Origin of the sequence: Lonepinella sp. MS14435 (assembly GCF_042485795.1) — a bacterium.
GTDB lineage: Bacteria > Pseudomonadota > Gammaproteobacteria > Enterobacterales > Pasteurellaceae > Lonepinella.
In genome coordinates this window covers 156,155-174,702 of record NZ_CP169368.1, presented here as the reverse complement: position 1 = coordinate 174,702, position 18,548 = coordinate 156,155, and the positions used below count along the sequence as shown (strand labels likewise).

The following is an 18,548-nucleotide window of genomic DNA, read 5'->3' as shown; positions in this document are numbered from 1 at the left end:
ATATGCCAAAAGTTGTTTTTTTACCCCACGAAGAATTTTGCCCAGAAGGCATGGTGATTGAAGCCAAAGCGGGGGATAATTTGTTAGAGCTTGCACATGATCACGGCGTGGAAATTCATCATGCTTGTGACGGATCTTGTGCTTGTACTACCTGCCATGTGGTGATTCGTGAAGGTTACGATAGTCTAAACGAAAGCTCTGACCAAGAAGAAGATATGCTAGATAAAGCATGGGGCTTAGAAATTGAAAGCCGTTTATCTTGCCAATGTATTGTGGGCGATGAAGATTTGGTGGTGGAAATTCCGAAGTATAATCTTAACCACGCAAACGAGGCAGCACACTAATGAAATGGACAGATACCCAAGCCATTGCCGAAGCCTTATATGACCGAGATCCTGATTTAGATCCAAAGACGGTTCGTTTTACTGATATGCACCAATGGATTTGTGAGTTAGAAGATTTTGACGATAACCCCGATGCCAGTAATGAGAAAATTTTGGAAGGGATTTTGTTGCGTTGGTTAGATGAGTATGAATAAATAAAAAGTCGCTTTCGGGCGACTTTTTATTAGAGAAAATGCTGATTAATAAATTTTCCCACTAAATCCACATCGTCTAAATAATAATCTGCCTGAAATTCTTGTTTATCACCTAAATAAACGGATAATTTCGCCTGTTCTAACATAAGAAAGTCGTTGAAATCATTACCAAAAGCAACGTAATCTTGATTACCGATTAATTGCTTAAGGGTATGATATTTATTGTTACCTTGTGGCGTAATATCAAAAAAATGTTCTTTTTTATGAATATGGAAACTAATATTATCGACATTGAATTGGTCATAAATAGCCTGATTAGGGCGATCAAGTAAAACCAAGATTTTACTTACACCATCATTGAGTAAATCCCTTTCCTCTATTCGATCATTACTTAACGAATCAATATAATGATGAAAATCATGTGGCTGTTTGGATAAGGAAAATGCCCATTTACCGTCCAGTACATAGGCTAAATTCAGCTGGTTTAATTGAGTCAGACAATTTTTCACATATTGATTATCAAGCAGTTTACTCAAAATAACATTCCCTTGCTGATATGCCATTCCACCATTGCAACCGACTAAAATCGTATTCTTATGTTCAGTGAGTTTGGTATTTAACATAGGCAGCATATCTCGAATCGGTCTTGCTGAGGCAAAAATAACCTGATGATTTGCCAATAAATGGGTGATCGCCGTACAAATTTCATCGCTGACTTTTAAGCCATTTTTAGAAATTGTACCGTCAATATCAAACACGAAAATCATGATCATTTATTCCTTAAAAGCAGATTATGGTAATTTGGCTAACACTGCATAACCATTTTCAACGCCGTCAATTTGATAATCTGTATCCGCACAAATAAAGGCGGATTCACCTTGTTTGAGTTCAAGTGCGGTGGTTTTTTCGCTAATTTTTAAACGCCCTTGCATAACTAAGAGAATGATTGCATTTTTGGCAGTTCCATTGATTTTGCTGGTATTATCATAACGTATATTTGCCAAAGCAAAATCTTTGGCAGGTGTGGTATAAGTAAATAAGCCGTTTACTTGTGGTGCTGCTGGGATTAATTCAGGCATCACTTCACGGCAATCAATGACTTTTAGCAGTTCTTCAATATCCACATGTTTCGGGGTTAAACCGCCACGGATCACGTTATCGGAACACGCCATTAATTCAATATTTTGCCCACGTAAATAAGCGTGCGGAATACCAGCATCTTGGAAAATGCCTTCCCCTTGTTTCACTTGCACAATATTGAACAGATAAAAACACATCAAACCTGCGTCCAGTTTATCCAGTGAAATTGCCATTTCCTGTTGGCTGTATAACACCCAATAATCAGGATTTTCAGGGGTTAAATTGGTGAGTTGATTTTGTGTAAGAATCGGCAATAACCAGTTGGCTAATTGCGTTTGATCCGCCTGCATAATTGTTGCATAGAAGCTATGTAAATCCTGTTTTTCTAACTGATCGGCAAGAGCGGATAAAGATTGACGTTCACGCAAGGTGTGTAAAATAGCGGTCTTCGGTTTGAATCCGTGCAATAACCAAAAATCTGACAGGGCGATCATCATTTCAGGTTTGTGATTGTTATCTTTGTAGGTGCGGGTCGGATCTTTTAAGTCCACGCCACGAGCATTTTCTGCGGCAAAGCCTATTTCAGCTTGCTGTTTGGTTGGGTGCAACTGAATGGAAAGCGGTTGTTTGACATCTAAAATCTTCAGTAAATAGGGCAGTTCATCACCAAACATAGCACGGCTTTGTTCGCCTAGTACGGTGGGATTTTGCTTTAAAAATTGGTTTAATGGGATTTCTCGAGCTTCAATTTCGATCATGGACGGTGAAGAAGAGTGAGCCCCCAGCCACCATTCCGCATAAGGTTGATTTTGTTGGGCAGTAAAGCCAATTAAATGGGGAATGTAGCTTTCTCCTCCCCAAGCATATTGTTGTAATGTACCTGTTAATTTATAAAGTGCGGTCATTTTTTTCTGTTTTTTCCTTTTGTTGCTTGTAGCCACCGAAAAATTGTACGATGGCATCTACATCTTGTTGTTCCATCAACTGTGCTACAATACGTTTGCCATTAGTGAGATCAAATACCAGTTTGAAATCATCGGCTAAATTAATTTGGCGTATTTTAGCAAATTCAATGAAAAAATTCTCAAAGAAAAAGCCGTCTTTTTTGAGAATCAGCATTGGCGATCGGAAAAACGCCATATATAGACTAATAATAATCAAGAAAGCAAGTAAATATAAGCTGTTACGAGCAATTTGCCCTTCGGTTTGCCAAATAATAATGCCGATTAAGGCGACAAAAATCAGGCTATCTAATTTCGTGCGTTTTTTTAACCGCACTTTGAGCAGCGTATTGCCTTTACGTTTATCTAAGCCAAATTGTTCGTAAAAAGCGTAGGCGAAGAACATGAGAATACAGAGAATGAGAATAGAATTGGTCATAACGAAAAAATGTAGGGGCGTATTACATACGCCCTAAATAATGTACAAAGGGCGTATGCAATACGCCCCTACAAAAATAGAAAGATTACGCTAAAATCCCTGTTGCCGCACCTAAGATACCGATAACGAAAATACCGATAATGATCCAAAGTGCATTAACACGGTTACGCAATAACCACATACAAGCAAAGGTAAATAGCAATGGTAATAAACCTGGCATTAAGCTATCTAAAATGCTTTGTACAGTAGTAACTTCAGTTGTACCGTCTTGTTTTTGAATGGTGGATACCACGAGTGGTACGTTAATGCTGGTCCATTTTTGTACCAACGCTCCCATAATAAACAAGCCGAGAATTGATGCTCCTTCAGTGAGTTTTTGTAAAAGACCACCGCTCATATCTTGTACCACGTCCACACCTTTTTTATAACCATAGGTTACACCGTAGTAGCGTGTTGCTAAACGCACAAGGTTGAATAAGATGAAGAACAATAATGGTCCTAAGATACTGCCACTTAAGGCTAAACCTGCACCGAGGGCGGCGAATACTGGGCGTGCTGTTCCCCAATAAATTGGGTCGCCTACACCAGCTAAAGGTCCCATTAGACCCACTTTGATACCATTGATCGCTGCATCGTCAATTTCTTTTCCGTTGGCACGTTGTTCTTCCATTGCAATAGTTACCCCTAATACTGGAGCAGCCACGAACGGTTGAGTGTTGAAAAACTCAAGATGACGTTTGATCGCATCTTTACGTTCTTGAGAGTTTGGATCAGGGTATAAGCGTTTAATTACAGGCACCATTGAATAGGCGAAACCTAAGGCTTGCATACGTTCGAAGTTCCAAGAACCTTGGAATAGGTTTGAACGTAATACCACGGAATTTAAATCACTTTGGGTGACTTTTTTCATTTCAGTTGTCATTTTCTCTTACCCCATTAATCTAATCTGTTATCAAGATCGTTGTTACCAGCAACCACTTGCACCACTTGTTTACTTTGATTGTATTTAGGGTGAAGTTGAATATAAAGTGCCGCCATTACCGCACCAAGCACCCCTAAGGCGACAAGGTTAAAGTTGGTAAATGCGGCTACTACGAAACCAGCGTAGAAGAATGGCATTAAGTGACCTGCACGCATCATATTGATAACCATTGCATAACCGACCACAGCAATAATGCCACCAGCGATTTTTAAACCTGTCGTTACGACTTCTGGAATTGCACCTAACATTGCTTGCACGGTGTCTGTTCCTGCAGTTAATGCCACGATTAAAGCTGGAATAGCAATACGCATGGCTTGTAATAATAAGGCAGAGCAGTGTACCCAGTCGATTCGGTTAAGATTACCGTCTTCAATGGATTTATCTGCAGCATGTTGGAATGCCACGGTAATCGCACGTACCACATAGGTTAATACCTGACCTGCTGCTGCCAATGGAATAGCAAGTGCGATAGCGGTTGGGATTTGTTGTCCACCAACGATAACCAAAATGGTAGAAACCACAGAGGCTAATGCCGCATCAGGAGCAAGTGCTGCACCAATATTCATCCAGCCTAAGGCTAATAGTTCTAATGAACCACCCACGATAATCCCTGTTGTCATATCGCCTAATACTAAACCAATTAGGGTACAAGCGATTAACGGACGGTGAGTTTGGAATTCATCAAGAATTGATCCCATACCTGAAACACAGGAGACTAAAAACACCAGCACGATTTGTAATGTTGTAATTTCCATAATAATTTCCTTAAATTAAGTTATTTTTCTTCAATAGATCCATCATATATTGACGGCTATCGTTGGAGACTTTACGCACATCAAGCTCAATGCCTTTAGCATCTAATTTCTTGAAAGCTTCAATATCTTGTTCGTTTACGGCAACGGCACTGGTCACCATTTTCTTACCATCTTTGTAAGAAATACCCCCGATATTGATGGATTTAAAGTCAACACCAGCATCAGACAAACGTACCACATCCGTTGGGTTAGTGAATAACAACATCATACGTTCATTAGCATATTCAGGGTTGTTATAGACACGGATCATTTTATCCACAGGCACAACGTGAGCGGTAACACCTGGAGGGGCTACGCTTTTTAGCATAGTAGCACGCACGCTGTCTTTCGCTACATCGTCATTCACCACAACAATGCGAGTTACACGGCTTTCTTTAGTCCAACGGGTGGCAACTTGACCGTGAATTAAGCGGTCATCAATACGAGCCAAACCAATCACTAAATGCCCTTCCGCATTCGGCGTAACGACAGCAGGTTGTGCAGGTTTCGCTGGTTCTGCTGGGGCAGCTTGAGCAGGTTTTTCTTCTGGTTCATCAAAACGCAATGCACGTACACCAGTACGCCCTGTTTCCAAGGCAATAGCGGTTAACTCTTCAAGGCTAGGATTATCATCTCGTGCCATAAAGGTTTCCACTAGCATAGGAACGTTAACACCTGTTACCACGTTCATATTGTCTTGATCGTTTGCCACACGGTTTGCCGCATTAAACGGACTACCGCCCCAAGTATCTACCAAGAATAACACTTGATCGCAATGAACTAACTCATTGGCAAGTTTTTCTTGGTATTTGCCCATAATGGTTTCCGCATTCTCACCTGGCACAAAATCAATGGTTGCCACGTTTTCTTGCTCACCAATTAGCATCTCGGTGGTCTTGAGCAACTGATTCGCTGCCACACCGTGCGTTGCAATGATAATTGCAATAGTCATTATTGACTCCTTTTGTTTTTAAAATTAAGGTACTCCATTGTAATATGAATTAGGTCTAATTTGCACGTTTCAGTCGGATATTTTTATGAATGAGTGATCTGGATCACTTTTTCCTGATAAAGTGCGGTGAAAATAAACAAAAAAATAAGCATCACAAGGATACTTATTTTTTGTTATATTGAATTTAGATAGCAATTACCGTGAAAATCACAATAATTGAATAAAGGGCAGCTAAACCATAAAATATTAAGCCACCATTTGGAACATGAATTTTTAGGTCGTGCATGCCGTGATGCACACGGTGTAAACCTGCCCACATTGGGAAAATTGCTAATGTTAAAATCACTAATTTACCTAACCAGTGATGGCTAAATGCAATAATATTATCAGCTGAAATAATCCCAAAAGGTAATAAAATTCCCAAAATGAAAATTAATGCGGGAAAGGCTAATGCACTGACAGTACTGCCAGCACTAAAGAGTAACCATACTGGTGGTTCTTGCGAACGTTTTGGATTTTGATTAACCATAATCTATCCCCTTAAATAAAAACTAAAACCAGAAGAATAACACTGGTAACAGCGAGAAGTACGTAGAATCCTTTACGGATTAATTCAGGTTTTACGCCCAATGTACCAGACATTACCTCACCCGACATTTGGAAAAATGTTACAGTGTGTAAAATTAATGCCCCTAGTGAAATTAGGTTTAAGATCACAACAACTGGGTTTTGTAAAAATGGAATAAAATTCTCTCTAAAACCATTTTCACTACATAAAGTGATGATGCCGTAAAGTAGCACTAGGCAGAACCAAACGGTGGCAACAGCTGTTGCTTCACGCAACATGTAGAATTTATAGAAATTCCAACTTTTCCACCAAGTTGCCGTCATTTCACGCTGGTATTTATTACGTTTGCTTACTAATTCAGTCATATCTTCCCCCTAGGCTTTTGGTTTAAGCATTGAAATGAGATAGTCTTTGGCACTTTCTAATTTACCTTGGTTAATTGCCGCTGCTGGGTTGACGTGTTTTGGACACACTTCTGAGCAAGCCCCCACGAAAGTACAAGACCAAACACCGTTGTCGCCATTGATAATTGGCATACGTTGTGCTTTAGCGTGATCACGGTTATCTAAATTATAACGGTGAGCCAAAGTTAAAGCAGCAGGGCCAACAAATTCAGGGTTTAAACCAAATTGTGGACAAGCTGCATAGCAAAGACCACAGTTGATACACATTGAGAATTGACGATATTTCTCAAGTTGTTTCGGCGTTTGTTTGGTACGACTTTTTGCCAATTCTGCTGACGGATGTGGTTTACCATCTAATTCAGGCATTTTGTTGCCAATAATATAAGGTTTAATTGCTTCCAAACTTTCGATAAAGTGGCTTAAATCCACCACTAAATCACGCTCAATCGGGAAGTTGGCTAACGGTTCAATCCGCATGTGACCGCTGTAATCACGTAAGAACGTTTTACACGCTAGTTTCGGTTTGTTATTCACCATCATACCGCAAGAACCACAGATCGCCATACGGCAAGACCAGCGGTAGGAAAGTTCAGGTTCAAGTTTATCTTTAATGTAGCCTAACGCATCTAATAAAGAAGTTTGTGCATCATAAGGTACTTGATAAGTACATAAGTGCGGTGCTTTATCCACTTCAGGATTATAGCGTAGCACTTCTACATTCATAATAGATTCATTAGCCATTTGCATTCTCCTTAGCTGCTTTAGCGGCTTCTGCTGCATCAGCTTCAGCACCATATACACGTTTTGCTGGTTGTGATTTGGTAATTTTCACAGGGCTATATTCAATATGTGGAGCATCGCTTCCATTATAGAACGCCAAGGTATGTTGTAAGTAGTTCACATCATCACGTTCTACAAAGTCTAAGCGTTGGTGAGCTCCACGCGATTCTTTACGTTCAATAGCAGAATTTGCTATAGATTGTGCCACGTCTAAAATATAACCAAGTTCAACGGTATAAAGCACGTTAGTATTGAACACGCTTGAACGATCTTGAATACGAATATGTTTATAACGCTCTTTCAATTCGGCAATCTTATCCACAGTAGTTTGCATGCTGTGTTGGTCACGATAAATACCACAACCTTCTTCCATTGACATACCCATTTCTTCACGAATTTCTGCCCAGCTTTCAGTACCCTCTTGATGATATAAGTCTTCCAAGCGTTGAATCACATCACGAGCTTGTGCATCAATGGCATCTTGATTAATTTGGATATTTTCAGTAGCACGTTCTGCGGCATATTCACCTGCCACACGACCTAGCACTACTAACTCAGCTAATGAGTTAGAACCTAAACGGTTCGCACCATGTAAGCCTGAAGATGCACATTCACCTACAGCAAATAAACCTTTAATACGAGTTTCACTGTTAAAATCTACTTCAATTCCGCCCATGGTATAATGTACTACTGGACGTACTGGAATAGGTTCATTGACTGGGTTAACCCCTTCATAGGCTTGTGCTAATTCACAAATAAATGGTAAACGTTCATGTAAGTATTTGTCACCCAAATGACGTAAATCCAAATGAACCACATCAACACCTTTGGCGGTTTTTGCTGTATTGCCTTTTTTCCATTCTTGCCAGAATGCTTGGGAAACCTTATCACGTGGACCTAATTCCATATATTTATTTTGTGGTTTACCTACTGGTGTTTCAGGTCCTAGCCCGTAGTCTTGTAAGTAACGGTAGCCATTTTTATTTAACAAAATACCACCCTCACCACGGCAACCTTCAGTCATCAAAATACCTGTATTTGGCAAGCCTGTTGGGTGATATTGCACAAATTCCATATCACGCAATGGTACGCCATGACGATAAGCCATAGAAAGTCCATCACCCGTGACGATCCCACCGTTAGTGTTGAATTTAAACGCACGACAACCACCGCCCGTGGCAATAATAACGGCTTTGGCATTGATTTGAATTAATTTGCCTTCCATCATATTCATTGCTACTAAACCACAAGCATGACCATTATCGGTTAAAATATCTAACACGAAATGTTCATCAAAGCGTTGAATTTGTGGATATTGGATAGAGGTTTGGAACAGAGTATGTAATAAATGGAAACCTGTTTTGTCCGCTGCAAACCAAGTACGTTCAATTTTCATACCACCAAAACGGCGAACGTTTACATCACCATCTTGTTTACGAGACCAAGGACAACCCCAACGTTCAAGCTGAGTCATTTCTACAGGCGAATGTTGAACGAAATACTCCACCACATCTTGTTCACATAACCAGTCACCACCAGAAACGGTGTCTTGGAAATGTTTGTCGTAACTATCTTCTTCTTTAATAACAGCTGCTGCACCACCTTCGGCTGCAACAGTATGACTACGCATCGGATAAACCTTTGAAACTAAAGCGATTTTTAGGTTCGGATTGGCTTCTGTCGCAGCGATTGCAGAACGCAAACCACCACCACCAGCACCGACAATCGCAATATCAACATTGATAATTTGCACGATAATGTCCCCCACGATAAGAATTATTAATTGACAAGAATAATGTTACTTAAATTTTAATAAATTACTATATCTTTTTTAATCTAATTAGAATAAATGTGATCTAGCTCAAAAATTTAGTTCTAATTCACAATAGTTAGTAAAAATGAGAATTATTATATACTTAAAGATGGTTTTTATTTTTATCTAAAATTAATAAAAACGGTATTTTTACCTTTATTGCTTCTTTTCACTTAAGTTTGGTGTTTTACTTAATTCAAGTTAAAATACTGTTAATTTTTTCTAATTGGTCTATTTTTATGTCAGCAGAAATTTTATGGCAGCCAACGGCTCCGATTAAGAATTTACTTGCACGAGCCAAAATTATGGCAGAAATTCGTTGTTTTTTCTCTGAACGAGGAGTTCTTGAAGTTGAAACGCCTATTTTGAGTGCATTTGGTGTAACGGATGTCCATTTATCAACCTTTAGCACGGAGTTTATTGCTCCATTTAATGAACAATCCAAAACTTTGTGGCTAAATACTAGTCCTGAATATCCTATGAAACGGCTATTAGCAGCAGGTTCAGGTGCTATTTTTCAACTATGCCATGTTTTTCGTAATGAAGAAGCAGGACGTAGCCATAATCCTGAATTTACCATGTTAGAATGGTATCGCCCTTTCTTTGATATGTATCGGCTGATTAATGAAGTAGATGATTTATTACAGAATATTTTAGATTGTGAGCCAACAGAAAGTTTGAGTTATCAATTCGTTTTTCAACAATATGTTGGATTAGATCCTTTGTCAGCAAGCAAAGCTGAATTGATTGCAAAAGCCAAAGAATATAATTTTATTTGTGATGAGAATGAAGAACGAGATACATTGTTACAGTTTTTATTTACTGAAGTAGTAGAACCGAAAATTGGACAAACTCGTCCTGTTGCTATTTATCACTTTCCAGCCAGTCAGGCAGCTCTTGCTCAAATTAGTTCGGAAGATCACCGTGTTGCAGAGCGTTTTGAGTTCTATTATAAAGGGTTAGAATTGGCTAATGGTTTTCATGAATTAATTGATGCTCATGAACAAATGAATCGTTTTGAGCAAGATAATCATTTACGCCAGAAATTAGGTTTACCGACACGTTCAATAGATACTCGTTTACTTGCCGCATTACAGGCTGGGATGCCTAATACTTCTGGAGTTGCTTTAGGTGTTGACCGATTAATGATGATTGCACTAGGGGCTGAACGTATTGAAGAAGTCATGGCTTTTGGTATTGCTAATGCGTAGTAATAAATAACAGTTGCAAAACAAGGGCGACAACTTTAAACTTAATTATTTAATTTTATCTTTATACTTTTGGAAAGAATGTGATATTTATGGATACTCAGATTAACTTAGCAGAAAAAGAAACAGTTGGTGAAACTTTTCGCCAAGCTCGTCAAAAATTAAACTTAACCATTGAACAAGCAGCAGAAAAAGTTAATTTACGTCCTTCTGTGATAGAAAGTATTGAAAATAACCAATTTGTGCAAAAGAATATTCCTGCGACCTTTATGAAAGGTTATGTTCGTAATTATGGTGAATTCTTGAAATTGCCAGTTACTTTATGGAATGGAATTAATTTTGGTGGAACGGTACATAATGATTTGAATAAGCAGGGAAAAGTCAGAGATGTAGTTAATCCACATGGATCTAATAGCCGTTGGGTAGGTTGGCTGACGGCACTTGTTTTATTATTTGTGATTGGTATGACTGCACTTTGGTGGTGGGAGAGTTATCAACAAACGAATTTAGAGCGTGATAATTTAGTACAAAATTATGTATCAACGGAAGAACAAAATAAATCTATAGATAATAGTAATAATATTGCGACAATAACAGTACAACCAGCAACAGAAGAAAGTACACTAGCCGAAAATAGCAATTTAGATCCTAACCAAGCAGCTACAGTTACAGTGGGGACTACGGACAGCACAGCACAGGGTGTTTCTATGCAATACAATATGAATGATAATACAAATTCTGCTGCTAGTTTTACTGAAAACAATGCTCAAAACACCGTGGATAATGCCATGACGGGAGATTTACAAATAGAAGTGACCTCAGCTACAAGCTGGATTGCAGTGCGTGATGAAAAACGTCATAATTTGGTGACGCAAAAAGAATATAAACAAGGTGAAGTAATTACGTTAGATGGTAAAGGTCCTTATTCATTGACTATCGGTGCGCCGTCTAATGTAAAAATTACCTATAAAGGTGAGGATTATCCATTGAAAATTGATGGTCGTGTTGCTCGCATTAAATTACAATAATAACGAGAATTATGTCAGATTTTAAACCAACCATTAAACGTCGTGAATCGACAAAAATTTATGTAGGTAAAGTGCCAGTAGGGGGAGATGCTCCCATTGCCGTACAATCTATGACCAATACTCGTACCACAGATGTAGAAGCAACGGTTGCTCAAATTAAAGCTCTTGAGCGAGTAGGGGCGGATATTGTTCGGGTTTCTGTACCAACTATGGATGCTGCCGAAGCCTTTAAATTAATTAAACAGCAAGTGAATTTACCATTGGTAGCGGATATTCACTTTGATTATCGGATTGCCTTGAAAGTGGCAGAATACGGTGTTGATTGTTTACGGATTAACCCTGGCAATATTGGACGTGAAGATCGTATTCGTGCCGTAGTGGATTGTGCTAGAGATAATAATATTCCGATTCGTATTGGCGTAAATGCAGGTTCGTTGGAAAAAGATCTGCAAGAAAAATATGGAGAACCAACCCCAGAAGCCTTGTTAGAAAGTGCGTTACGTCATGTTGAAATTTTAGATCGTTTAAACTTCGATCAATTTAAGGTGAGTGTAAAAGCGTCAGATGTTTTTTTAGCGGTGGAAAGTTACCGTTTGTTAGCCAAAGCGATTAAACAGCCGTTACATCTTGGTATTACCGAAGCTGGTGGTGCCAGAGCAGGTGCGGTAAAAAGTGCGGTGGGTTTAGGCATGCTTTTAGCCGAAGGAATTGGTGATACGTTGCGAGTATCATTAGCAGCGGATCCAGTGGAAGAAATCAAAGTGGGGTTTGATATTTTAAAATCCTTACGTATTCGTTCTCGTGGCATTAACTTTATTGCTTGCCCAACCTGTTCTCGTCAAGAATTTGATGTGATAGGGACAGTGAATGCGTTGGAACAACGTCTTGAAGATATTATTACACCGATGGATGTATCAATTATTGGTTGCGTTGTGAATGGACCAGGTGAAGCTTTGGTATCTGATTTAGGTGTTACTGGTGGTAACAAAAAAAGCGGTTATTATTTAGATGGTGAGCGTCAAAAAGAACGCTTTGATAATGATGATTTAATTGATCAACTTGAAGCCAAAATTCGTGCCAAAGTGGCACGGCAATCACAACGTATTGATATTGCCGAACTTTAATAGAGAGGATAAATATGAAAATTGCCGTTTTTAGTAGTAAAAATTATGATCGCAAGTATTTGCAACAAGCTAATACCACATACGGCTTTGATCTGCATTTCTTTGATTTTCAACTAAATGTGGACACCGCTAAAATGGCAGAAGGCTGTCAAGCGGTGTGTATATTTGTTAATGACAATGCTGATCAAGCAGTGTTGGAAAAGCTGGCAGAATACGGTGTAACTATTGTAGCGTTACGTTGTGCAGGTTTTAATAACGTGGATCTCAAATCGGCAAAGCAATTGGGTTTGAAAGTTGTGCGAGTACCAGCTTATTCTCCAGAAGCGGTGGCAGAACATGCGGTGGGCTTAATGATGAGCCTAAATCGCCATATTCACCGTGCTTATCAGCGTACTCGAGATGCAAATTTCTCGCTAGAAGGATTAATCGGCTTTAATATGCACGGTCGTACCGCTGGTATTATTGGCACGGGTAAAATTGGGATTGCTACCATGCGTATTTTAAAAGGATTTGGTATGCAATTATTGGCGTTTGATCCCTTTAAAAATCCGCAAGTAGAAGCCTTGGGTGGTAAATATGTGAGTTTGGATGAACTCTTTACTCAATCGGATGTTATTTCTTTACATTGTCCAGCTACGCCAGACAACTACCATTTATTGTGCGAAAAAACCTTTAAGCAAATGAAAGATGGCGTAATGATCATTAATACCAGCCGAGGTTCATTGATTAACACCAAGGACGCTATTGAAGCCCTAAAACAGAGCAAAATTGGTGCTTTAGGCTTAGATGTGTATGAGAATGAACAGGCGTTATTTTTTGAAGATAAATCCAACGAAGTCATTTTAGATGATGTGTTCCGCCGTATTTCATCTTGCCATAATGTATTACTTACTGGACATCAAGCCTTTTTAACGGAAGAAGCCTTATTGAATATTTCCGATGTCACCTTGGCAAATATTCAGCAAGTCAATTTAGGTGAAAATTGCCCGAATCAAGTAGAATAAAACAGGAGAAACAGGACAGAATTATGGCAAAAACCATTCAAGCTATTCGTGGCATGAACGACAGTTCCCCGACCGATACACCGCTGTGGCAATGGATTGAAAATAAGGTGCGTCAAGTATTGGCAAGCTACGGTTACAGCGAAGTGCGTATGCCAATCGTGGAAAGCACCCCTTTATTTGCTCGTGCCATTGGTGAAGTTACCGATGTAGTTTCCAAAGAAATGTACACTTTCTGGGATAACGATGAGCAACTTACGCTCCGTCCTGAAGGTACCGCAGGTTGTGTGCGTGCAGCCGTGGAACATGGCTGGATTTATAATAATGAACAACGTTTATGGTATATTGGACCGATGTTCCGTCATGAGCGTCCACAAAAAGGGCGTTATCGTCAATTTCATCAAGCAGGGGTAGAAATTTTTGGTATTGCCAATCCTGAAATTGATGCAGAATTGATTTTACTTACTGCTCGCTTATGGAAAGAATTAGGTATCGATCAGTATGTAACTTTACAGCTCAATTCTATCGGTTCGCTAGATGCACGCCAAAATTACCGTTCGGCATTGGTTGATTTCTTGCAAAATCATTTGGATTTGATGAGTGATGAAGAAAAAGACCGTTTAGAGAAAAATCCATTACGTATTTTAGATACTAAAAATCAAGCTTTACAAGACATGTTAAACAATGCACCCAAATTACTTGATTATTTAGATGATGAAAGCCGTGAACATTTTGCTCAACTTTGTACATTATTAGATGAAATGGGCATTCAATACGAAATTAACCCGAAACTAGTGCGTGGTTTAGATTATTACAACAAAACGGTATTCGAATGGGTAACTACTGCATTAGGGGCTCAAGGCACGGTTTGCGGTGGTGGTCGTTATGATGGCTTAGTCGAACAATTAGGCGGACATGCTACACCAAGTGTTGGATTTGCTATGGGTTTAGAGCGTTTAGTGTTGTTAGTACAAGAAGTAAATAAATCTATTCCAGTACAAAGTGCGGTGGATATTTACCTTGTTTTTGCAGGTGAAGGAACCACTTTGGCAGCTTTCAAAATTGCTGAAAAACTTCGTTCGGAATTACCGCACTTACGTATTATGACGCATTGTAGCGGTGGCAAATTCCAAAAACAATTTAAACGTGCCGATAAAGTCGGGGCAAGACTAGCTATTGTGATTGGCGAAAGTGAAGTACAATCTAACCAAGTTATGGTAAAAGATTTATTAGGCAACACCGAGCAACAAGCAGTTGCAGTTGATGAATTAGTTGCTTATTTAACTCAAGTATTTAAGGAATAAATTATGGCTTATACCAGTTTAGAAGAACAAGAACTCAATGAAATTAAATCTTGGTGGAAAGAAAATTATAAAAGTATTATTGCTGCCGTGATTATTGGGGCTGGTGGGGTGTTTGGTTGGCGTTTTTGGCAGGATTACCAAATCACCAAAGCACAAGAAATAGCAGCACAATACGATCAGGTGATTTATAGCAATACAGATGCTACCACCAAAAATGCACAAATTGATGCTTTCGTAAAAGAGCATAGTAAAACGGGTTATGCGACCTTAGCGTTATTAGAAAAAGCCAAAAGTGCGGTGCAAAATCAAGAACTTTCTCAAGCAGAAATAACTTTAAAAGAGGCAATGACACAGGCACCAGATGAAATTCTGGCTTCTGTGACTGGTATTCGATTAGCTGAAGTGCAACTACAACAAGATAAATTTGATGATGTATTAAGTACCTTAAATTTAGTAAAAGATGCTAGTTGGGCGGGGAGAAAAAACTTATTAAGTGGCAAAGTTCAGTTAGCCAAAGGCGATAAAGATGCAGCTAAACAAAGTTTTGAATCCGTATTAGAAAATGGTTCAGCGTTAGAACAGCAAGAAGCGAAAGTCTTGTTGAATAATTTATAACCTATAAAAAACGGGCTTTCGCCCGTTTTGCTTTTTTAGACATTAGTCTGCTTTCCGAATATTATAAACTTCAATTTCAGCAGCTTTTAACGCATCTTGATCTACTTTACCTTGAATCGTAATTTTGTCATTTGGTGAAACATTTAGACCATTCCAAGCATGATCATCTACTTCAATTTTAATTTCACCCGTTGAATCTTTAAAGAAAAATTCATCATGATCAATTTGTCTAGTGATGTAACCAGTTAAAATAACCTGAGCATCATCTTTTGCTTTTAAGGCTTGAGCTACGCTTGTTGGTGTTCCAACATAACCACCATTGAAACCGCCTTTTGCATGGTCATTATCAAATCCAGCAAATGCTGTCGTTGAAACAACAATAAGTGCAATAGTCAGTAATTTTTTCATTTTTTTCTCCTTATTGATATATATTGTAGTGCTAGTACATTGCTTGAGGAAAACTGTTTAGCTTTGATTGAGATTCATTAAAACATGGAAATCTTAATTAAATCTTAAGAGCGGTTTATTTTTGAGAAAAAAATCGGCTCATTTGAGCCGATTCCTGTTATGTTTATTTAAAATTATTTAGCATTTTTTTCAAAACGTTCGTTCACAAAATCCCAGTTCACCACATTCCAGAATTCTTTAATGTAATCTGGACGACGGTTTTGGAATTTTAGGTAATAAGCGTGTTCCCAAACATCTAAGCCTAATAATGGGAAACCTTCGCAACCAGCAATTTCTTTACCCATTAATGGATTGTCTTGATTAGCAGTAGAAACTACACTCAATTTACCATCGTTTAACACTAACCACGCCCAACCTGAACCAAAACGAGTGGCTGCAGCTTTTTCAAATTCTGCTTTGAATGCTTCAACAGAACCAAAATCACGTTCAATCGCAGCTTTTAATGCACCTTGTAAGGTAGTGCTTTTTTTCAATGATTTCCAGAATAAACTGTGGTTGACATGACCCCCGATATTGTTACGAAGTGCGGTGAATTTATCTGCAGGTACGCTACTTAAATGATTTTTTAAGAATGACCCAGGGCAATTTTGATCAGCTAATTTTGCTAACTCTGGTGAGTTTTCTAATACGGCATTAGCATTGTTAATATAAGCTTGGTGATGTTTACTGTGGTGAATTTCCATAGTTTGAGCATCAAAATGTGGTTCTAATGCATCGTAGGCATAGCCTAATTCAGGTAGAGTATAAGCCATAATATTTTCCTTTTTTGATGAGTTGTTATATATTTTTTGTAGAACAGATCTACAAATTCCATATTCATATTAACAAAAAAATTGATTTAGATCATTAAGAATGTGAATTTTTTGTTAAGGAAAATCTTAAACAAACATAAAGAAATAAAAGATTATATTAATTATTACAATAATGAACAGATTCAAGTAAAATTAAAAAAATTATATCTTAGGTAATATAATTCAGTTTCTGGTGTCTTTTAGGAAAGGGATGGCTTTGTAGATATTTCCTATTTAGGATTAGACCCGTTTTATGGTAGTAGAAAATAATATGAAAGAAATAATCAAAGAAACCATAGTAGCACAAGCAACCCCTATTGGTCGTGGAGGGGTGGGAATTTTACGAGTATCAGGACCTTTGGCTAGCCATGTTGCTCAAACCGTGGTAGGAAAAGATCTCAAGCCGCGTTTTGCCAATTACTTACCTTTTAAAGATGTCGATGGCAGCGTATTAGATCAAGGTATTGCGTTATTTTTTAAGTCGCCCAATTCTTTCACAGGGGAAGATGTGTTGGAGTTGCAGGGACATGGTGGTCAAATCGTACTAGATCTGTTATTGAAACGTATTTTGCAAGTACAAGGCGTGCGTTTGGCTCGTCCTGGTGAATTTTCTGAACAGGCTTTTTTAAATGACAAGCTCGATCTTGCTCAAGCAGAAGCTATTGCTGATTTAATTGATGCCAGTTCTGAACAGGCTGCCCGTTCTGCATTGAAATCCTTACAAGGTGAATTTTCTAATAAAGTTAATCAATTAGTTGATTCGGTTATCTATTTGCGAACTTATGTTGAAGCTGCGATTGATTTTCCAGATGAGGAAATTGATTTTTTAGCAGATGGTAAGATTGAAACTAAATTAAATGAAATTATTGTTCAACTTAATCAAGTACAAACTGAAGCTAAACAAGGTTCTATTCTGAGAGAGGGAATGAAAGTTGTTATTGCTGGTCGTCCTAATGCTGGTAAATCCAGTTTACTAAATGCACTTGCAGGGCGAGATGCAGCGATTGTTACGGATATTGCGGGAACCACCCGAGATGTGCTTCGAGAACATATTCATATTGATGGAATGCCTCTGCATATTATTGATACTGCTGGTTTACGTGATGCTACGGATGAAGTAGAACGTATCGGAATTAATCGTGCTTGGCACGAAATTGAACAGGCTGATCGAGTGTTACTAATGTTAGATAGTACGGATTCGGATAGTCTAGATCTTGACAAAGTGCGGTTAGAATTTTTACAAAAATTACCTGCAAATATTCCTGTTACTATCATTCGTAACAAAACTGATTTAAGCGGTGAAAATGTTGGGTTAAGCGAAGAAAATGGTTACACTACAATTCGTTTATCTGCTCAAACGCAACAAGGCATAGATTTGTTGCGTGAACATTTAAAACAGGCTATGGGATATCAAACTAGCACCGAAGGCGGTTTTTTGGCTCGTCACCGCCACTTAGAAGCCCTAGAAAAAGCAGCAGAACATTTACAACTAGGGTATATTCAACTAACACAGTTTTATGCAGGTGAGCTGTTGGCAGAAGAGTTACGTTTAGTACAGGCTCATTTAAGTGAAATTACAGGGCAATTTACTTCCGATGATTTATTAGGGAATATTTTTAGCTCGTTTTGTATTGGCAAGTAATTTTAATATAGAAAAAAAGTACGGTATTTCTACCGCACTTTTGGAGCCTATACCAAAATTTGTGTAAATACCTGTT

The 18,548-nt window shown here is 38.5% G+C and carries 22 protein-coding genes; 10 read left to right on the top strand and 12 right to left on the bottom strand.

Annotated features, from left to right (window positions below; genetic code table 11):
• The first annotated feature begins 2 nt into the window (after positions 1-2).
• Entirely contained in the window at positions 3-344 is a 342-nt protein-coding gene (gene fdx, locus O1Q80_RS00840) for an ISC system 2Fe-2S type ferredoxin (protein WP_386687705.1), read from the top strand.
• Entirely contained in the window at positions 344-538 is a 195-nt protein-coding gene (gene iscX / locus O1Q80_RS00835) for a Fe-S cluster assembly protein IscX (protein ID WP_386695113.1), read from the top strand. Before fdx ends, iscX begins: the two co-directional genes overlap by 1 nt.
• Positions 539-567: 29 nt before the next feature.
• On the opposite strand, the gene O1Q80_RS00830 is transcribed toward iscX, so the two are convergent.
• The 10 genes from O1Q80_RS00830 to frdA all read right to left on the bottom strand — a co-directional run bounded on the left by O1Q80_RS00830 (position 568) and on the right by frdA (position 9,231).
• Positions 568-1,311, bottom strand: a complete 744-nt coding sequence (locus tag O1Q80_RS00830; RefSeq protein ID WP_386695111.1) for an HAD-IIB family hydrolase — start codon at positions 1,309-1,311, stop codon at positions 568-570.
• Between the two features lie 18 nt (positions 1,312-1,329).
• Positions 1,330-2,523 carry a mannose-6-phosphate isomerase, class I gene (gene manA / locus O1Q80_RS00825; RefSeq protein WP_386695109.1) on the bottom strand — a complete coding sequence of 398 codons (1,194 nt, stop codon included), beginning with the start codon at positions 2,521-2,523 and terminating at the stop codon, positions 1,330-1,332.
• On the bottom strand, positions 2,507-2,998 hold the full coding sequence (locus O1Q80_RS00820) for a DUF986 family protein (RefSeq protein WP_386687697.1): 492 nt from the start codon (positions 2,996-2,998) through the stop codon (positions 2,507-2,509). Before O1Q80_RS00820 ends, manA begins: the two co-directional genes overlap by 17 nt.
• Before the next feature lie 85 nt (positions 2,999-3,083).
• Positions 3,084-3,920 (bottom strand): PTS mannose transporter subunit IID, encoded by an 837-nt coding sequence (locus O1Q80_RS00815; protein ID WP_386687695.1) that lies wholly within the window; start codon positions 3,918-3,920, stop codon positions 3,084-3,086.
• Positions 3,921-3,934: 14 nt separating this feature from the next.
• Positions 3,935-4,735 carry a PTS mannose/fructose/sorbose transporter subunit IIC gene (locus O1Q80_RS00810; RefSeq protein ID WP_386687693.1) on the bottom strand — a complete coding sequence of 267 codons (801 nt, stop codon included), beginning with the start codon at positions 4,733-4,735 and terminating at the stop codon, positions 3,935-3,937.
• Between the two features lie 10 nt (positions 4,736-4,745).
• A complete protein-coding gene (manX, locus tag O1Q80_RS00805) occupies positions 4,746-5,726 on the bottom strand; it encodes a PTS mannose transporter subunit IIAB (RefSeq protein WP_386695107.1) in 981 nt (326 codons plus the stop codon).
• Positions 5,727-5,910: 184 nt separating this feature from the next.
• Positions 5,911-6,255 carry a fumarate reductase subunit FrdD gene (gene frdD, locus O1Q80_RS00800; RefSeq protein WP_386687688.1) on the bottom strand — a complete coding sequence of 115 codons (345 nt, stop codon included), beginning with the start codon at positions 6,253-6,255 and terminating at the stop codon, positions 5,911-5,913.
• Positions 6,256-6,266: 11 nt separating this feature from the next.
• Positions 6,267-6,659 carry a fumarate reductase subunit FrdC gene (gene frdC, locus O1Q80_RS00795; RefSeq protein WP_386695105.1) on the bottom strand — a complete coding sequence of 131 codons (393 nt, stop codon included), beginning with the start codon at positions 6,657-6,659 and terminating at the stop codon, positions 6,267-6,269.
• 9 nt (positions 6,660-6,668) lie between these two features.
• A complete protein-coding gene (locus O1Q80_RS00790; RefSeq protein ID WP_386695103.1) occupies positions 6,669-7,439 on the bottom strand; it encodes a succinate dehydrogenase/fumarate reductase iron-sulfur subunit in 771 nt (256 codons plus the stop codon).
• The gene (gene frdA / locus O1Q80_RS00785; RefSeq protein WP_386695101.1) at positions 7,432-9,231 is read right to left on the bottom strand and encodes a fumarate reductase (quinol) flavoprotein subunit; all 1,800 of its coding nucleotides are present in this window, start codon (positions 9,229-9,231) and stop codon (positions 7,432-7,434) included. The genes O1Q80_RS00790 and frdA overlap by 8 nt, the downstream gene beginning before the upstream one ends.
• Positions 9,232-9,530: 299 nt before the next feature.
• Between frdA and epmA the strand changes: the two genes are divergently transcribed.
• The 6 genes from epmA (at position 9,531) to O1Q80_RS00755 (ending at position 15,571) form a co-directional block, all read left to right on the top strand.
• Positions 9,531-10,502 carry an elongation factor P--(R)-beta-lysine ligase gene (epmA, locus tag O1Q80_RS00780; RefSeq protein ID WP_386687679.1) on the top strand — a complete coding sequence of 324 codons (972 nt, stop codon included), beginning with the start codon at positions 9,531-9,533 and terminating at the stop codon, positions 10,500-10,502.
• Between the two features lie 89 nt (positions 10,503-10,591).
• Positions 10,592-11,527, top strand: coding sequence for a RodZ domain-containing protein (locus O1Q80_RS00775; protein ID WP_386695099.1), 936 nt, complete (start codon positions 10,592-10,594; stop codon positions 11,525-11,527).
• Between the two features lie 11 nt (positions 11,528-11,538).
• A complete protein-coding gene (gene ispG / locus O1Q80_RS00770) occupies positions 11,539-12,651 on the top strand; it encodes a flavodoxin-dependent (E)-4-hydroxy-3-methylbut-2-enyl-diphosphate synthase (RefSeq protein WP_386687674.1) in 1,113 nt (370 codons plus the stop codon).
• Positions 12,652-12,665: 14 nt separating this feature from the next.
• Entirely contained in the window at positions 12,666-13,655 is a 990-nt protein-coding gene (locus tag O1Q80_RS00765; RefSeq protein WP_386695097.1) for a 2-hydroxyacid dehydrogenase, read from the top strand.
• Positions 13,656-13,678: 23 nt separating this feature from the next.
• Positions 13,679-14,956, top strand: coding sequence for a histidine--tRNA ligase (gene hisS / locus O1Q80_RS00760; RefSeq protein ID WP_386695095.1), 1,278 nt, complete (start codon positions 13,679-13,681; stop codon positions 14,954-14,956).
• Between the two features lie 3 nt (positions 14,957-14,959).
• Positions 14,960-15,571, top strand: coding sequence for a YfgM family protein (locus O1Q80_RS00755; protein ID WP_386695093.1), 612 nt, complete (start codon positions 14,960-14,962; stop codon positions 15,569-15,571).
• A 42-nt stretch (positions 15,572-15,613) separates the two neighbouring features.
• Here the strand turns inward: O1Q80_RS00755 and O1Q80_RS00750 are convergent, their stop codons facing one another.
• Entirely contained in the window at positions 15,614-15,979 is a 366-nt protein-coding gene (locus O1Q80_RS00750; RefSeq protein ID WP_386695091.1) for a YgiW/YdeI family stress tolerance OB fold protein, read from the bottom strand.
• Positions 15,980-16,152: 173 nt separating this feature from the next.
• Positions 16,153-16,791: a superoxide dismutase [Mn] gene (gene sodA / locus O1Q80_RS00745; RefSeq protein ID WP_386695089.1), complete on the bottom strand. Its 639-nt coding sequence runs from the start codon at positions 16,789-16,791 to the stop codon at positions 16,153-16,155.
• Between the two features lie 102 nt (positions 16,792-16,893).
• Between sodA and O1Q80_RS00740 the strand changes: the two genes are divergently transcribed.
• Together O1Q80_RS00740 and mnmE are read left to right on the top strand one after the other, a co-directional pair.
• Positions 16,894-17,007 carry an IS3 family transposase gene (locus O1Q80_RS00740; RefSeq protein ID WP_386695087.1) on the top strand — a complete coding sequence of 38 codons (114 nt, stop codon included), beginning with the start codon at positions 16,894-16,896 and terminating at the stop codon, positions 17,005-17,007.
• Between the two features lie 106 nt (positions 17,008-17,113).
• Positions 17,114-18,472, top strand: coding sequence for a tRNA uridine-5-carboxymethylaminomethyl(34) synthesis GTPase MnmE (mnmE, locus tag O1Q80_RS00735; protein WP_386696117.1), 1,359 nt, complete (start codon positions 17,114-17,116; stop codon positions 18,470-18,472).
• Positions 18,473-18,548 lie beyond the last annotated feature (76 nt).

Bases quoted from the DNA above. Each gene is read 5' to 3' on its own strand.
- O1Q80_RS00755 (WP_386695093.1), top strand. From the start codon at position 14,960: ATGGCTTATACCAGTTTAGAAGAACAAGAACTCAATGAAATTAAATCT.
- O1Q80_RS00750 (WP_386695091.1), bottom strand. From the start codon at position 15,979: ATGAAAAAATTACTGACTATTGCACTTATTGTTGTTTCAACGACAGCA.
- O1Q80_RS00765 (WP_386695097.1), top strand. From the start codon at position 12,666: ATGAAAATTGCCGTTTTTAGTAGTAAAAATTATGATCGCAAGTATTTG.
- O1Q80_RS00820 (WP_386687697.1), bottom strand. From the start codon at position 2,998: ATGACCAATTCTATTCTCATTCTCTGTATTCTCATGTTCTTCGCCTAC.
- epmA (WP_386687679.1), top strand. From the start codon at position 9,531: ATGTCAGCAGAAATTTTATGGCAGCCAACGGCTCCGATTAAGAATTTA.
- O1Q80_RS00790 (WP_386695103.1), bottom strand. From the start codon at position 7,439: ATGGCTAATGAATCTATTATGAATGTAGAAGTGCTACGCTATAATCCT.
- sodA (WP_386695089.1), bottom strand. From the start codon at position 16,791: ATGGCTTATACTCTACCTGAATTAGGCTATGCCTACGATGCATTAGAA.
- frdD (WP_386687688.1), bottom strand. From the start codon at position 6,255: ATGGTTAATCAAAATCCAAAACGTTCGCAAGAACCACCAGTATGGTTA.
- O1Q80_RS00775 (WP_386695099.1), top strand. From the start codon at position 10,592: ATGGATACTCAGATTAACTTAGCAGAAAAAGAAACAGTTGGTGAAACT.
- manX (WP_386695107.1), bottom strand. From the start codon at position 5,726: ATGACTATTGCAATTATCATTGCAACGCACGGTGTGGCAGCGAATCAG.
- O1Q80_RS00810 (WP_386687693.1), bottom strand. From the start codon at position 4,735: ATGGAAATTACAACATTACAAATCGTGCTGGTGTTTTTAGTCTCCTGT.
- O1Q80_RS00815 (WP_386687695.1), bottom strand. From the start codon at position 3,920: ATGACAACTGAAATGAAAAAAGTCACCCAAAGTGATTTAAATTCCGTG.
- fdx (WP_386687705.1), top strand. From the start codon at position 3: ATGCCAAAAGTTGTTTTTTTACCCCACGAAGAATTTTGCCCAGAAGGC.
- frdC (WP_386695105.1), bottom strand. From the start codon at position 6,659: ATGACTGAATTAGTAAGCAAACGTAATAAATACCAGCGTGAAATGACG.
- hisS (WP_386695095.1), top strand. From the start codon at position 13,679: ATGGCAAAAACCATTCAAGCTATTCGTGGCATGAACGACAGTTCCCCG.
- iscX (WP_386695113.1), top strand. From the start codon at position 344: ATGAAATGGACAGATACCCAAGCCATTGCCGAAGCCTTATATGACCGA.
- ispG (WP_386687674.1), top strand. From the start codon at position 11,539: ATGTCAGATTTTAAACCAACCATTAAACGTCGTGAATCGACAAAAATT.
- O1Q80_RS00830 (WP_386695111.1), bottom strand. From the start codon at position 1,311: ATGATCATGATTTTCGTGTTTGATATTGACGGTACAATTTCTAAAAAT.
- manA (WP_386695109.1), bottom strand. From the start codon at position 2,523: ATGACCGCACTTTATAAATTAACAGGTACATTACAACAATATGCTTGG.